Here is a 14245-nt window from a genome sequence, read left to right on the forward strand (position 1 = left end):
AATCCTCATCCTTTAAAAATACTCTCTCCTAAGAGTGAGTGCTGACTTGATATCAGATAGAGAATAACCATGTTTACACCAGAGCTTTTGTCCCCTGCCGGTTCTTTAAAGAATATGCGCTACGCCTTTGCGTATGGCGCAGATGCCGTTTATGCAGGCCAACCTCGTTACAGCCTACGCGTACGCAATAACGAATTTAATCACGAAAACTTAGCTAAAGGCATTCAAGAAGCCCATGAGCTGGGTAAAAAGTTTTATGTGGTCGTGAATATTGCGCCCCATAATGCGAAATTAAAAACCTTTATTCGTGATTTAACCCCTGTCATTGAAATGGGCCCAGATGCATTGATTATGTCAGATCCTGGCCTTATTATGATGGTTCGTGAAGCGTTTCCTGAGATGGATATTCATTTATCTGTGCAGGCGAATGCTGTTAACTGGGCGTCGGTGAAGTTCTGGAAACAGATGGGCTTAACACGGGTGATTTTATCCCGCGAATTATCCCTTGAAGAAATTGCTGAAATTCGCCAACACGTGCCTGAAATTGAGCTTGAAGTATTTGTTCACGGAGCGCTGTGCATGGCCTATTCTGGCCGCTGCTTGCTGTCAGGGTACATCAATAAACGTGACCCAAACCAAGGGACGTGCACCAATGCTTGCCGCTGGGAATACAACGTACAAGAAGGTAAAGAAGACGATGTAGGTAATATTGTCCATGTGCATGAACCTATCCCAGTCCAAAATGTAGCGCCAACCTTAGGTGCTGGTGCGCCAACAGATAAAGTCTTTATGATAGAAGAAGCCAAACGTCCGGGCGAATATATGACCGCCTTTGAAGATGAACACGGCACGTATATTATGAATTCGAAGGATTTGCGCGCAATTGAGCACGTTGAAAACCTAACAAAAATGGGCGTTCACTCATTAAAAATTGAAGGCCGTACAAAATCATTTTATTACTGTGCTCGTACAGCACAAGTCTATCGACGTGCAATTGATGATGCAGTTGCAGGAAAACCCTTTGACCCAACGTTGCTATCCACCTTAGAAGGGTTAGCACACCGCGGTTATACTGAAGGCTTCTTACGTCGTCACACCCATGATGCCTACCAAACTTATGAATATGGTTATTCTGTTTCTGACACACAACAATTTGTGGGTGAATTTACAGGTAAACGTATTGATGGTATGGCTGAAGTTGATGTAAAAAATAAATTTAGTGTCGGTGATAGCCTAGAAATGATGACCCCTGCAGGGAATATTGTCTTTACCTTAGATGCCTTAACAAACCGCAAAGGTGAAGCAATTGATGTTGCACCAGGTAACGGCCATGTGGTTTACCTCCCTATCCCTGAAGATGTCGATGTTAATTTTGGCTTGTTGATCCGTAACCTAGCAGGCACAACGACCCGAGCACCTCACCAAACTCAGGCAGAAAAGCAAATTGTAGGCTAACTGCCACTCCGTATTTTTTAAATAGTTTGTTCGCTAAAAGCCAAAATCTCATCGTTTAACGTTTTGATATTTTGGCTTTTTTTTATCTATAATATGATATTATTTTACTTTATATGCTTTTTCTTATATGAGAATCATTCGCGTTATTGACATTTACATTAAAAAGTGCGCTGAATATCCAATTTTATACAACAGATCACATCAATTGGCTATTCAATATCGTATAGTCACTATCGAAAACGAAGAACTAGAAAGTCATAAAATAAGACTAGGAACCACCTCCTTGGCTGGCTCAATCTCCCTTGAGCTAGCCATTTCTTTTATCTGCAATTTTTATTTCATTTATCTTGTTAACGCTACTACTGTAAAAAATCTAAAATAAGCTCATCAATATCTTATAAATCCATTTATACTCATTTTAACGAATATTTGACATATGTTAAACCGAATGGATGGGTATATATGAATCAATATCAGTCAGCCATGATTATCCTTAATGGTAAACAAGCCAATCACGCTGAGCTGCGAAAGGCCATTACTCACTTACGTAATGAAGGCCATCAAATTCAAGTCCGTATTCCGTGGGAACTGAATGACACGTATTATTTTATTTCTCAGGCGATAAAAAACGGTGTTGATACTATCATTGCCGCGGGCGGTGACGGCACAGTGAATGCGGTTGCCAGTACTCTGATGAAGTTCCCAAGTGACTCTCGCCCTATTTTAGGCATTCTTCCTATGGGTACAGCAAATGATTTTGCCACCAGCGCGAATATTCCTATGGATATTGAAGCCGCCTTAGCACTTTCATTAAAAGGTAAAGCCATCCCCATTGATATTGCGCAAGTCAATAAGCAATATTATTTTCTCAATATGGCAACGGGTGGCTTTGGGACGCGTATTACCACCGAAACGCCTGAAGCATTGAAATCAGCATTAGGCGGAGCTGCTTACGTGATAAATGGCTTACTGCGCCCTGATACGCTGAAAACGGATATTTGCCGCATTGAGGGTGAAAACTTTAGTTGGGAAGGTGAAACGTTGGTCATCGCAGTCGGAAACGGCCGCCAAGCGGGCGGAGGGCAGCAACTAACACCGCAAGCACTGATTAATGACGGCGCATTGAATTTACTGATCATTCCGTCAAGGGATGTCATACCCGCGTTTTTATCGAATTTGTTTTCAACCGATAAAAACGAACACTTAGTTGAAAAAAACTTGTCATGGGTAAAAATCTCATCCCCTCACGATATGATCTTAAACCTTGATGGTGAGCCATTATCGGGAGATACCTTTACGTTCGCAGTGCAGCCGAATGCTATTCAGTGTCGGTTACCACCTCAATGTAACTTATTAGCTTAAAATATAGCGAGAAAGCCCTAGTATTCGGGCTTTCAATCATTACAGACTACCACCATGCATGGAAGTGATGGACCGGGCCAATCCCCTTCCCGACTTCTAAACTGTCCGCTTGCTCTAACGCAGCTTGTAAATAGGCTTTAGCCTGCGTAACCGCTTCTTGCCAATCAGTGCAACGAGGACGCAATGCAGCCAGAGCCGCCGATAAAGTACATCCAGTACCATGGGTATTTTTAGTATTTACACGAATAGAGGTAAAGCGCCATTCACCTTCAGGTGTGATTAACCAATCAGGGCTTTCAGCATCACTTAGGTGCCCGCCTTTCATCAACACCGCTTGGCAACCTTTTTCCAGTAATTTATACCCCTGAGTCAACATTTGGCTTTCTGTTTGTGCAACTTTTTCGTCTAGCAATACCGCAGCTTCAGGAAGGTTCGGTGTAATAATCGAAACAAGAGGTAATAATTGTTGGCGTAGTGCATCAACGGCATCCGGTAATAATAACGGGTCGCCACTTTTAGCCACCATTACAGTATCCAATACCACATACGGAATTGGATATTGCTTCAGCGCATTCGCCACCACTACGATATTACTTTGATTAAACAACATGCCGATTTTTGCACTATCAATTCGCACATCACTGAGAACAGAATCTAATTGTGCCGCCACAAATTCAGGGGGTAAGTCTTGGACAGATTGTACGCCTTGAGTATTTTGAGCCACCAATGCCGTCATCACGCTCGTACCATAAGCCTCTAATGCTGAGAAAGTTTTTAAATCCGCCTGAATACCCGCCCCACCCGATGGGTCTGTTCCGGCGATGGTTAACGCATTGATCCTCATGAGTGACTCCCCTTTTCGGCTAAAACAATAGAATAGATTGATAAGCGAGGTTTACTGAAATCATTTTAAATCAAACAATAAAACCGCCTTGATTGTCTCATAACATTTAACAAATGCCAGCGGTTAGTGAATGAATTTTAATGACTTAGATAAAAAGAGGGAATATCTCACAAAGGAAAAATCAGCATGGCTTATAAGTACACATTAGGCAAATGAATATTACCCACGCCTCGCGATTGTAACTGTTGAGCAAATGCCTCTACTTCCGTTTGGGTTGCCGCAGGCCAGTTAACCGCTTCATTTTTTACGCCATGTTGCTGAAATGCATTAACTTTTATTCGTGTATTTGCAGGTAGTTGATTTAAGAAATTAGCAAGTTTATCAATATGTTCTAGGTAGTCCGTTTGATGAGGAATATATAATAAACGCAATTCATACAATTTCCCCGCTTGAGCCAGAAATTGAATTGATTGAAATACACGTTGGTTATCTTTCCCAGTTAATCTTAAGGCACACTCATCACCCCATGATTTCAAGTCAATCATTACGCCATCAGTATACTCAATCACTTTATTCCACCCTGCAGAAGCAAGGTGCCCATTACTGTCAATAAAGCAGGTTAAATGCTTGAGTTCCGGTGCCGCTTTAATCGCTTTAAACAGTTCAATAATAAAGGGTAATTGTGTTGTTGCCTCTCCGCCACTGACGGTTACACCATTCAGAAAAGCAACATTTTTCTTCAAATCATTAACGGCATCATTAACACTTAATGATACGGTCATCGGGCTTGAATTCTTAGAGCACGTTTGTAAACAGGTATCGCAGAGCTGGCAAGCATCGCTATCCCATATCACCTTGCCGTCAACAAACGATAACCCATTGTGAGGACAGGTTAAAACACAGTCCCCACAATGGTCACAGAGCGCCATGGTATATGGATTATGGCAATTCAAACAACGTAAATTGCAACCTTGCAAAAAGATAACATGTCGATTACCCGGCCCATCTACGCAGGAAAAAGGAATAACCTTATTCAGTGTAGCGCATCGATTGCTCATTGCTGATGACTCGCTGCTGACGGGCTGTAATTTTACAGTTCTTAGTCGCCTCTTCACCTAACCAGGTAGTATTGCTTCTAGAACCTTGCTCTTTATATTTCTCTATATCTGATAAACGCACCATATAGCCAGTAACACGGACTAAATCATTACTTGCCACATTTGCGGTAAATTCACGCATTCCACAATTAAATGCGCCTTTACACAGTTGCATTAGGGCCTGCGGGTTCTGCTTAATCGTTTCGTCGATAGTTAAAATGTCACTGATCCCAGACAAATAGTGTTTGTGATGGGGAGCTACCGCTTGAATGTGTGACACCGGATCGGGCTCTTCACCGTATGGAATACGAGCCCCCGGTGTCGTCCCGATATCCGAGCTGATCCCTGATTGAGCATGGAGCATCGCACGGCCTTTATAACCATATTTAACGGGGGTCGTTTCAACAAAATTAGCGAGTTGCTCGCTGATTTGATAAGACAATGGCAAGGCAGGCGAATTTGCCTGATACTGGCCTTTCACCCCGTCTTTTTCCATCAGGAGATTCACAGCTTCTGCTAAACCGTATATACCAAACATAGGCGCAAAACGTTCAGGCTCAATTAACCCTTCTTGTACTAAAAAACTGGTTTGGAAGAAATTAGACTCCTCAAATAAAAATGCGCTACGTGTTTCAATGAGTTCCATTTGTAACTCACAATATTTTTTCAATTGCACATTTAGAAAATCAGCTGAATTTTGACTGCGTAGCGCAACTTCACGTAAATTAATACGAACTAAAGTACTTCCCCCACCCGCAACAGGCAACGCATTATAACAACTGACAATACCGTAACCTTGTTCATCAAATGCCGCACGATGAATGATATCATTTGCAATATGCGGTTTACTGCATTCACAAATGCTTTCAATCGCTTGTAAGAAAAGTGACTCCGGTGTGCGCTGTGGATGATAAACAAATGTCAGATTAGGTGCGACTTGTTTCAGTTCCGCATCAATGCGTAAAATCAAGCGGCAAATAACGTTGTCATCCGGCCCAATATTGGCATGCATAAAAGCATCCGGCAGTGTTCGGTCTAGCTGTATCCAGAACCTTTTTAGCTTTGGATACAGTTGTTCTTCTGTCAACTCCCCCACATATGGCATAAGGAGTCTATCTAAATACCCTAAAAATACGGGGAAATTGGTTACCGACGGCACGTGATGATACAAAATCATCAGATGATTAAGGGCGTCATCAAAATCCTCAGCTGGGGCTAATTCTAAGTATTCTGAGCCTTGTTTGAGGTATTTTACATAGTCAGGCAATACATAACGCGGCTTATACGGCGCATTTCCTTCATACATATCACAAATAACACGTTCATCTAACGCATCAGCAAGGGGCTGGCTCATTGCAAGATATGGAATATGGCTATCTGCCTCTGCCGCTAAAAAATTGGCTTTTTGTTTTGGTGATAATATTTTGTCAGTGGCGATAGCCAAGCATTTAGCTTGGTATTCAGTCAGTGGTTCTTGGCGTTTCATCATAGAGACGTTCCTTTTTTAGTTAGAAGCTAAGGTTACACACAGCAATGTATATGCCATAAACCTTCGAAAACTCGCTCCTACCTGTATTGACATGCCGCAGCTCATACCTGCCGCCTATAGCATTTATTTCATCCCATTGAGGCGTGCCATTATTTGATGTGCATCATACTTTTTGGATTTGCTTGCACGTTATTTTTCATAAATGTCTGCTCTATCAACATGCCTAGTCACAATCACCTAGATAATGAAAAATATCTTTTTATTACATAATGTTAACTACAAAAATAATGAATGGCACTTTATTTTTCTTATCTTTTTAAAAATCCATCTCGTTTTCTCTCATCAAAAAACTGTCTTATCCAACCTGAAAATGAAACACCTCGTCTGTTATCAGCTACTTTAGGAGTATTAGCCTATTCAACAACTAATTTGATACGTTATTATTTAATCAGATAATCGGTTATCCCACATAAAAACAGGCAAAATTAAACGGTTCTAATATGACCAGCCAGTTTTTATCCTCAATTATGTGATAAATACTGTTATATTATATGTATCTTAATTAAAATAATTCCGCTCAAAATTATAATAATAATGCTAATCTGATAATTATTAGCGAGCTAATCATCATTTATATATCTGCGATACAAAACTGGATTTACAATGAGAGTTTATAAAAACATACAGTTGGCCGTAGGTGCATCGTTACTCATGAGCACCTCAATCTGCATATCATCGCCTGCCATTGCTCAAGAGCAATCGGAAAATTTATGGGATAAATTTAAAGGCAATGTCAGTACCACATGGGACTCAGACAAATATGAGCTATATATCCCCGCGGTGACTTGGCACAACCGTGCAATGTACGACAAGAAAAAAACAGATGAATATAACGAGCGCCCTTGGGGGCTGGGCTTTGGTAAATATCGTTATGATGAAGACAATGACTGGCATGCTATCTATGCAATGGCATTTAAAGATTCACATAATGATTGGGAGCCAATTGCGGGTTATGCATTCCAAAAAATGTGGATCCCGGGAGATATTGATGGCTTCCGTATGGGAGCAGGCTTCACTCTAGGTGTCACTGCCCGTAAGGATATGTATTATATTCCGATCCCAGCACCACTCCCTCTGGTATCAGTGGAATATGATAGACTTTCACTGCAAGCCACTTACATTCCGGGGACTTATAATAACGGCAACGTGTTATTCGCTTGGTTACGTTGGCAATGGTGACCTAGCCATCTCATGGCTATATAAAATTTCATGGCTATATAAAATTTCATGGCTGTATAAAATTTCATGGCTGTATAAAAAGGCCGGAGGGAATACCCTACCGGCCTTTTTATTATAAGAAAAAATTAAATTTAACTGAGTTGTTAGCTTTTAGCTAAATCCTGCTTTTTAGCCCCTGAGAATTGATACCCAATCCACAGAACCGCTATCCATAATGGCATAATTAATACGGAAATGCGCAAGCCGTCCATCGTCAGGATAATCCCCAAAATTAACAGTAAGAATGCTAAGCACAAATAGTTTCCAAATGGATACCAAATACTCTTAAATTTCGTTTCGACACCTTGCTTGTTCATTGCTGCTCTGAATTTCAAATTTGAAACACAAATCATAATCCAGTTCAAAACTAACGTTGTCACAACCAATGACATTAACAATTCGAAAGCTTTACCTTCCATCACAAAGTTAATTAAAATACCGCCAGACGTCGCAATACCTGAAACAAGTAATGCCATAACTGGAACGCCACCTTTATTCACTTTTGCAAGAAATTTAGGCGCATTATTTTGTTGTGCCAAGCCATACAACATACGACTTGTCGCATAAGCCCCGCTGTTATACACAGATAATGCAGCAATTAAAATGACAACGTTCAACGAATTAGCAACCAGTAAGTCCCCTAATTCATGGAAAATTAATACAAATGGGCTTGTTTCGCCATCAAGATCAACCCAAGGATATAAAGCTAACAGTACCGCTAATGAGCCAATATAAAAAATTAGGATACGATATACAACTTGGTTAATCGCTTTTGGAATGCTTTTATCTGGGTCTTCTGCCTCTGCCGCGGTAATACCGACCAGCTCTAACCCCCCAAATGAAAACATAATAATAGCTAACGCCATTATTAGCCCATTGAAGCCATTAGCAAAGAAACCGCCGTGCTCCCATAAGTTACTCACTTTCGCTTGTGGGCCGCCATGACCGCTGAGTAATAAGTAGCAGCCAAAAATAATCATCGCAACGACGGCAATAACTTTAATTAATGCAAACCAGAACTCAGTTTCTCCATAAGAGCGTACATTAATCAAGTTAACTGCATTTACCGCAACAAAAAACACCGCGGCAGACACCCATATAGGCAGCTCAGGCCACCAATGTTGCATATATTTACCTGCAGCGGTCAGCTCTGTCATCCCAACGAGAATAAACATAAACCAATAATTCCAGCCTGAAAGAAACCCGGCAAAACCACCCCAATACTTAAATGCAAAATGGCTAAACGAACCTGCGACAGGTTCCTGAACAATCATTTCGCCCAACTGACGCATAATCAGGAAAGCAATAAACCCACACAGCGCATAACCCAGTAAAACTGATGGCCCTGCCATTTGTATGGTTGTTGCTATTCCGAGGAATAACCCTGTACCAACAGCGCCTCCCAATGCAATCAATTGGATATGCCTGTTTTTTAATCCCCGCTTTAGCGTCTGTTGCTGTTGCGCCATAACTTTACCCTTTCGTCCCCTTACTTGTTTTTATCTTCCCAAACAATGATAATGACACAAGTTTATTTGAATTTTCTTATTAACACTACATTCTTCTGGTGCCGTTTTCAGTATATTTTACGCCCCAAAAGCAGATGCTATTCATTATTTTTTTATCACATAGCAAAATGATACCGCAGGATGGCTACCCTGACTCAATATCATGGATTGAGCATTAAAAAGCAAATTCAAAATGGTAACAAGGCAGTTACACGACAAATACCAAAAATAAAGTTTTCGCCTCCCTGATCACACAGGTTATCCATCGCTAAAAGATAGAAAAAGATACAAGCCAAAACTGTACTTATAGCAATAATTAATTTACGACCAAACACTGACAATTCCTTCATATTTCTATGATGATTTTATTTTTCAAATGATTACAATATTGAAGTGCTGCCATTTTATGTTTGGTACCATTTATGGCATTGCAGATAATGCGTTAATAAAATAGATAGTACTCTAATTTAGAGCATCAAATTTGAGGAAAATATGCGATTCACCTCTTTTTACAAAAATTTGCTCATTTTTGGTGCTATTGATTACTAACTTATTCTGATTGTGCTTTTTTTGCCCTAAAAATGAGAAATACCGCACAAGCAGCCTTTGTCATGATGAAATGAAGTTGTGTATACTTCTGCTACCGTAAAACTAGAAAACATTTGAGATGCCACAAGATAACCACTTAGCACTTGTTTATGCTTTGAGTAAATGGATAGAAGAACACTTAGGCCGCGTGATCCACTTAGAAGAGCTCGCGGCTTATTCAGGCTATTCACTTTGGCATATGCAGAAAATTTTTAAAGAAGTCACCGGGATTTCACTGGGTAAATACATCCGCCAACGCCGCCTTGCTGGCGCGGTCAATTTACTCCGTAATAGTAACCAGTCCATTTTCGATATTGCACTGGATTTTGGTTTTGGATCACAATCCCACTTTACCTATATGTTCCGCAAAGAATATGGCATCACACCATTTGATTTTAGGCAGAATGACCAAATCCAATTAGATGTTAAGCAACCGCTTCACCTAATTCATGATTATGAGTGAGAATATTTTAGCTGCATTAACCTTTTGATTTATATATTAATGCCATAAAACATTGTCATTTCGACCTTTAACTATTGAACAGAGTTCCTGCTTTATATTCTGTTCAATTTCACATCAAACACACATTATTCTATTGCAACTAAAATTATAACCATTTGTATAATTTACATTCTGAATAATTAGAGTAAGGTATTGACAGAAAGCACGAATTTTAGGAGGCATTGGATGTCAATAAAACTGGTCGCCATTGATTTAGATGGCACATTACTTAACTCTCAACACCAAATATCTCCCGTCGTAAAAGAGGCTATCACGCAAGCTAAGCAAAAAGGTGTTCATATTATCTTAGCCTCAGGCCGGCCATTTTCTGGTATATCCCCCTACCTGCGTGAATTAGATTTAAATACAACTGATAATTATTGTATTAGTAATAATGGCAGTGTCATTCACCAAGCCAGTGATGGCAGCCATCTCGCAGAAAATTTGTTAGATTTCGCTGACTTCCAATATTTTGAAGAACTCGCAAGAAATGTTGGGGTTCATATGCATGCTCTTGCGGATAATTGCATGTTCACAGCTAACCGCCATATTAGCCACTATACGGTCGCAGATGCCTATTTAACGCACACTCCGCTTATTTATTGCCCCGTTAATGAAATGGACTCGTCTCTAGAATTTACTAAATTTATGATAATTGACCATCCAGAAAAATTAGATATTGGTATCAGCTATATTCCAGAGAATGTTTTCGACAATTACGCTTTAACCCGAACAAGCCCCTATTTCCTTGAGGTCTCAAATAAAACTGCGAATAAAGGGACTGCGTTGCAATATATCTGTGAAAAGTTGGGTATTACACCGGATAAAGTCATGAGTATTGGTGACCAAAATAATGATATCCAAATGCTGCAATATGCCAGTGTTTCTGTCGCAATGGGCAATGCGTTAGAACCCATTCGCCAAATGGTTAAATTTGTCACTACGACCAATGATGAAGATGGTGTTGCTGTGGCCATCAATAAATTTATTAATGTATAACCACAAAAGATTTACTATCAACATGATCCCATGGCAGCGCCTGCACTCATCTACGCTGCCACTTTTAGCCGCTTATTGTTTTTTGCCTAGTCGCTAAAAAGCAAATGACCGACCCCATGGTCACCATTAACACACCTTGCCAAAAACTTAATGTTAGTGTCGTGCTTAACAATATTGACGCGAATGCTGTCGAAATAACTGGGGTAAAATAAGAAAGCGTTCCTAAAAACGCCACATTGCCCTTAATAACCGCAAATGTCCACAATGCATTCGCGCCACCAGTCGCAATTGAAGCAACGAGTAATAATAACAGGCTTTGGCTAGTGATAATAAATGGTGTCGGTGTACTGAAAAAATACAGTATCCATAACCCGATAGAGGTCATGATAAAAAATAATACCATGCCATTATGACCACCAGAAATACGTTTGGTTACATTGCTGTAGAACGACCAAACAATGGCCCCGATAAAAGCTAAAAAATAGCTCAGTGGGTTACTTTGAATATTCACTAAAATAGTTTGTACCGATAATGGCTGATTTCCTGAAATTACCCAAATCAGCCCCATAAAAGCTAAAACCAGCCCTAAACCCAATAATAAAGTGAAACGTTGACGGTTAAAAAATACAGCCAGTGCGATAGTAAAACTTGGCCACAAATAATTCACCATACCCAGCTCAATCGCTTGTTGCCGGCTATTGGCTAAACCTAATGCAAGCACAAAACAAATTTCATAGCTAACAAACAGTATTGTTCCCCAAAGCAAATAGCGTTTAGGATATTTCGTTATTTTTGGCATTCCCATGGTAAGTACTAATACCAATGAACCGACCGTATAAACTAATGCTGCACCACCAACAGGCCCAAAATTTTCACTTACACTGCGGATCAGTCCTACCATTGTGCTCCACAATAAGATTGAAATAACTCCATACAGCGTTGCGGCGTACTGATTCAATTTCATAACTCTCTCGGCTATTTAAATTAGAAAATGATATATATGGTGATAATACATTTATTTCACCATCTTAAAAAACCTTATAGCTCAAAGAATTATAAAACAAGTGTTTATTCTTATTAAACCTTGATAATATTTCATAAAAAAATTCTCAGGCTTTCACCTAAGAATTTTATGATTTAAAATTTTGTATTAGCGAGATGTTTCTTTCTCAATCCATTTATCAACTTCTTCTTTTTCCCATATCCCCTCCTCAAACTGTTTCTTTAATTCAGGGTGCTGATTAATATCAAAAGTCGGTATTTTACCTGCAACTAATTGCTGGTTATAATCTTTAGCAAGTTTGAAAGCGATACCCGATAATAGAAGGATCGCAATTAGATTAGTTATCGCCATTAGACCCATCGATAAGTCTGCAAGTTTCCAAATGAATGGCATTTCAGCAAGAGCACCAAACATCACCATACCCAATGCAGCTAAACGGAAAATAAATAAACCAGCCGTATGATTGTTCTCTAAAAAAATCATATTGCTTTCAGCATATGCATAATTCGCAATAATTGATGTGAATGCAAAAAAGAAGATAGCTATCGCAATAAACGTACTTCCCCAACTACCGACAGCAGAAGAAAGTGCAAGTTGTGTTAATTCAATGCCATTAATATTTTCCATTCCACTTTCTAAAACACCAGAGGATAAAATAATAATTACTGTCGCACTGCAAATAACGATGGTGTCCATAAAAACACCAAGCATCTGTACATACCCTTGTGATGCAGGATGTGGAGGATAAGGTGCTGCCGATGCCGCTGCATTTGGTGCGGACCCCATCCCTGCCTCATTAGAGAACAATCCTCGCTGAATTCCTTGTGTCATCGCCTGAGCAACACCATAACCAACAGCCCCGCCAGCCGCCTCTTGTAGACCAAACGCATTTCGGATTATCAGCATGAAAACTTCAGGTAATCGTTCAATATGGTGCCCAACAACCCAAAATGCCAATAGCAAATAGGCCAACGCCATAACAGGAACAACTAATTCAGCAACCTTCGCAATGGATTTCAATCCACCAAAAATAATGACCCCGCTTAATAAAACTAAGCCAATGCCAACATAAATTGGATTGAAATCAAAGGCGACCGCGGTTGCTTGAGCAATCGAATTCGCTTGTACTGCATTAAATACTAAACCAAAGGCAATAATTAGGAAAATTGAAAACAACACGCCCATCCAGCGCTGGTTTAAGCCTTTCTGCATATAATATGACGGCCCACCTCGATAATTTCCTTTATCATCTTTGGTTTTGTATAACTGTGCTAGAGTGCATTCAATAAAAGAGGTTGCCATTCCCAATAACGCAACCACCCACATCCAAAAAATAGCTCCAGGTCCGCCTGCTGTTAGGGCTATTGCTACACCGGTTAAATTTCCTGTACCAACCCTAGCCGCTAAACTTGTACATAATGCCTGAAAAGATGAAATACCTGCGCTATCAGATTGTTTACTGTTTTTTAAAACACGAAACATGTGGCCAAAATGCCTAATTTGAATAAAACCAGATCGAAGCGTAAAATATAGACCAGCTCCCAGTAATAAATAAATAAGTAAAGAACCCCAAATGAAATTAGTTATTGAGTTTATAAATTCTATCAAATTACACTCCTTTTTTATTAAAACGATTAATAAAAACCAATCGAAAATTAAATACTCACATTTACATCACAACTCCAGAAAAGGAGTTTAGCTAGCAAGAGCCAACTCATCTTAATATGATTATCAGAAATTATATTTTTTTATCTTTAATGTAAATTAATTTTCGATTCATTAATCATTAACTACATTCAATTTTAATAGAAATATGTTACATAATTACAAAAGAACACGTATAACCCTTTGAAAAAACTAACCATGGCAAATCTTCTCAACATTCCATGGGAAGTAAATCAAATGATTGATTTGTCGCGTTTATTTTAACCAATCAGTTAATTGAACAAATAAAAACTCATTATTCATTTCATATACCTACTTTTAATTAGCCTATCCTTTAACTAAAAACTTTATAATACTTCTTTTATTTAATTCATTATTTGGAAGTATTGCATCAATGCGTACATTAATGCACAACAACAAATTAATCCAATTACAATCGTCTTAATTAGATGATT

The 14245-nt window shown here is 39.4% G+C and carries 12 protein-coding genes; 5 read left to right on the plus strand and 7 right to left on the minus strand.

The features are described from left to right. Positions 1-69: 69 nt before the first annotated feature. Both yegQ and yegS read left to right on the plus strand, forming a co-directional pair. On the plus strand, positions 70-1455 hold the full coding sequence (gene yegQ / locus M0M83_RS11530; RefSeq protein WP_248466608.1) for a tRNA 5-hydroxyuridine modification protein YegQ: 1386 nt from the start codon (positions 70-72) through the stop codon (positions 1453-1455). A gap of 462 nt (positions 1456-1917) precedes the next feature. Beyond that, positions 1918-2817, plus strand: coding sequence for a lipid kinase YegS (gene yegS, locus M0M83_RS11535; RefSeq protein WP_248466609.1), 900 nt, complete (start codon positions 1918-1920; stop codon positions 2815-2817). Positions 2818-2863: 46 nt separating this feature from the next. On the opposite strand, the gene thiD is transcribed toward yegS, so the two are convergent. The 3 genes from thiD to M0M83_RS11550 form a co-directional block, all read right to left on the minus strand. Further along, entirely contained in the window at positions 2864-3661 is a 798-nt protein-coding gene (gene thiD / locus M0M83_RS11540) for a bifunctional hydroxymethylpyrimidine kinase/phosphomethylpyrimidine kinase (protein ID WP_213912608.1), read from the minus strand. Between the two features lie 191 nt (positions 3662-3852). Then, positions 3853-4719, minus strand: coding sequence for a YjjW family glycine radical enzyme activase (locus M0M83_RS11545; protein WP_248466610.1), 867 nt, complete (start codon positions 4717-4719; stop codon positions 3853-3855). Further along, on the minus strand, positions 4691-6247 hold the full coding sequence (locus M0M83_RS11550) for a YjjI family glycine radical enzyme (RefSeq protein WP_248466611.1): 1557 nt from the start codon (positions 6245-6247) through the stop codon (positions 4691-4693). Before M0M83_RS11550 ends, M0M83_RS11545 begins: the two co-directional genes overlap by 29 nt. A 663-nt stretch (positions 6248-6910) precedes the next feature. Between M0M83_RS11550 and pagP the strand changes: the two genes are divergently transcribed. Next, a complete protein-coding gene (gene pagP, locus M0M83_RS11555) occupies positions 6911-7486 on the plus strand; it encodes a lipid IV(A) palmitoyltransferase PagP (protein WP_125891155.1) in 576 nt (191 codons plus the stop codon). A 143-nt stretch (positions 7487-7629) separates the two neighbouring features. Here pagP and M0M83_RS11560 read toward each other — a convergent pair whose 3' ends face one another. Further along, entirely contained in the window at positions 7630-8994 is a 1365-nt protein-coding gene (locus M0M83_RS11560; RefSeq protein WP_125891156.1) for an amino acid permease, read from the minus strand. Positions 8995-9221: 227 nt separating this feature from the next. Next, complete coding sequence (mgrB, locus tag M0M83_RS11565; RefSeq protein WP_248466613.1) at positions 9222-9368, minus strand: PhoP/PhoQ regulator MgrB; 147 nt, start codon at positions 9366-9368, stop codon at positions 9222-9224. Positions 9369-9700: 332 nt separating this feature from the next. Between mgrB and M0M83_RS11570 the strand changes: the two genes are divergently transcribed. Together M0M83_RS11570 and yidA are read left to right on the plus strand one after the other, a co-directional pair. Then, positions 9701-10084: a helix-turn-helix domain-containing protein gene (locus tag M0M83_RS11570; RefSeq protein ID WP_125891158.1), complete on the plus strand. Its 384-nt coding sequence runs from the start codon at positions 9701-9703 to the stop codon at positions 10082-10084. Between the two features lie 225 nt (positions 10085-10309). Continuing rightward, positions 10310-11122 carry a sugar-phosphatase gene (gene yidA, locus M0M83_RS11575; RefSeq protein WP_125891159.1) on the plus strand — a complete coding sequence of 271 codons (813 nt, stop codon included), beginning with the start codon at positions 10310-10312 and terminating at the stop codon, positions 11120-11122. Positions 11123-11186: 64 nt separating this feature from the next. Here yidA and yddG read toward each other — a convergent pair whose 3' ends face one another. Both yddG and M0M83_RS11585 read right to left on the minus strand, forming a co-directional pair. Next, positions 11187-12086 carry an aromatic amino acid DMT transporter YddG gene (yddG, locus tag M0M83_RS11580; RefSeq protein WP_282561351.1) on the minus strand — a complete coding sequence of 300 codons (900 nt, stop codon included), beginning with the start codon at positions 12084-12086 and terminating at the stop codon, positions 11187-11189. Between the two features lie 186 nt (positions 12087-12272). Then, positions 12273-13733: an alanine/glycine:cation symporter family protein gene (locus M0M83_RS11585; protein ID WP_248466614.1), complete on the minus strand. Its 1461-nt coding sequence runs from the start codon at positions 13731-13733 to the stop codon at positions 12273-12275. Positions 13734-14245 lie beyond the last annotated feature (512 nt).

The sequence above is a fragment of the Providencia rettgeri genome, from assembly GCF_023205015.1.
In the GTDB taxonomy this organism is placed as follows: Bacteria; Pseudomonadota; Gammaproteobacteria; order Enterobacterales; family Enterobacteriaceae; genus Providencia; species Providencia rettgeri_E.

Excerpts from the sequence above, each read along its gene's own strand:
- yegQ (WP_248466608.1), top strand. The coding sequence starts at position 70 with ATGTTTACACCAGAGCTTTTGTCCCCTGCCGGTTCTTTAAAGAATATG.
- yegS (WP_248466609.1), top strand. The coding sequence starts at position 1,918 with ATGAATCAATATCAGTCAGCCATGATTATCCTTAATGGTAAACAAGCC.
- thiD (WP_213912608.1), bottom strand. The coding sequence starts at position 3,661 with ATGAGGATCAATGCGTTAACCATCGCCGGAACAGACCCATCGGGTGGG.
- M0M83_RS11545 (WP_248466610.1), bottom strand. The coding sequence starts at position 4,719 with ATGAGCAATCGATGCGCTACACTGAATAAGGTTATTCCTTTTTCCTGC.
- M0M83_RS11550 (WP_248466611.1), bottom strand. The coding sequence starts at position 6,247 with ATGATGAAACGCCAAGAACCACTGACTGAATACCAAGCTAAATGCTTG.
- pagP (WP_125891155.1), top strand. The coding sequence starts at position 6,911 with ATGAGAGTTTATAAAAACATACAGTTGGCCGTAGGTGCATCGTTACTC.
- M0M83_RS11560 (WP_125891156.1), bottom strand. The coding sequence starts at position 8,994 with ATGGCGCAACAGCAACAGACGCTAAAGCGGGGATTAAAAAACAGGCAT.
- M0M83_RS11570 (WP_125891158.1), top strand. The coding sequence starts at position 9,701 with ATGCCACAAGATAACCACTTAGCACTTGTTTATGCTTTGAGTAAATGG.
- yidA (WP_125891159.1), top strand. The coding sequence starts at position 10,310 with ATGTCAATAAAACTGGTCGCCATTGATTTAGATGGCACATTACTTAAC.
- yddG (WP_282561351.1), bottom strand. The coding sequence starts at position 12,086 with ATGAAATTGAATCAGTACGCCGCAACGCTGTATGGAGTTATTTCAATC.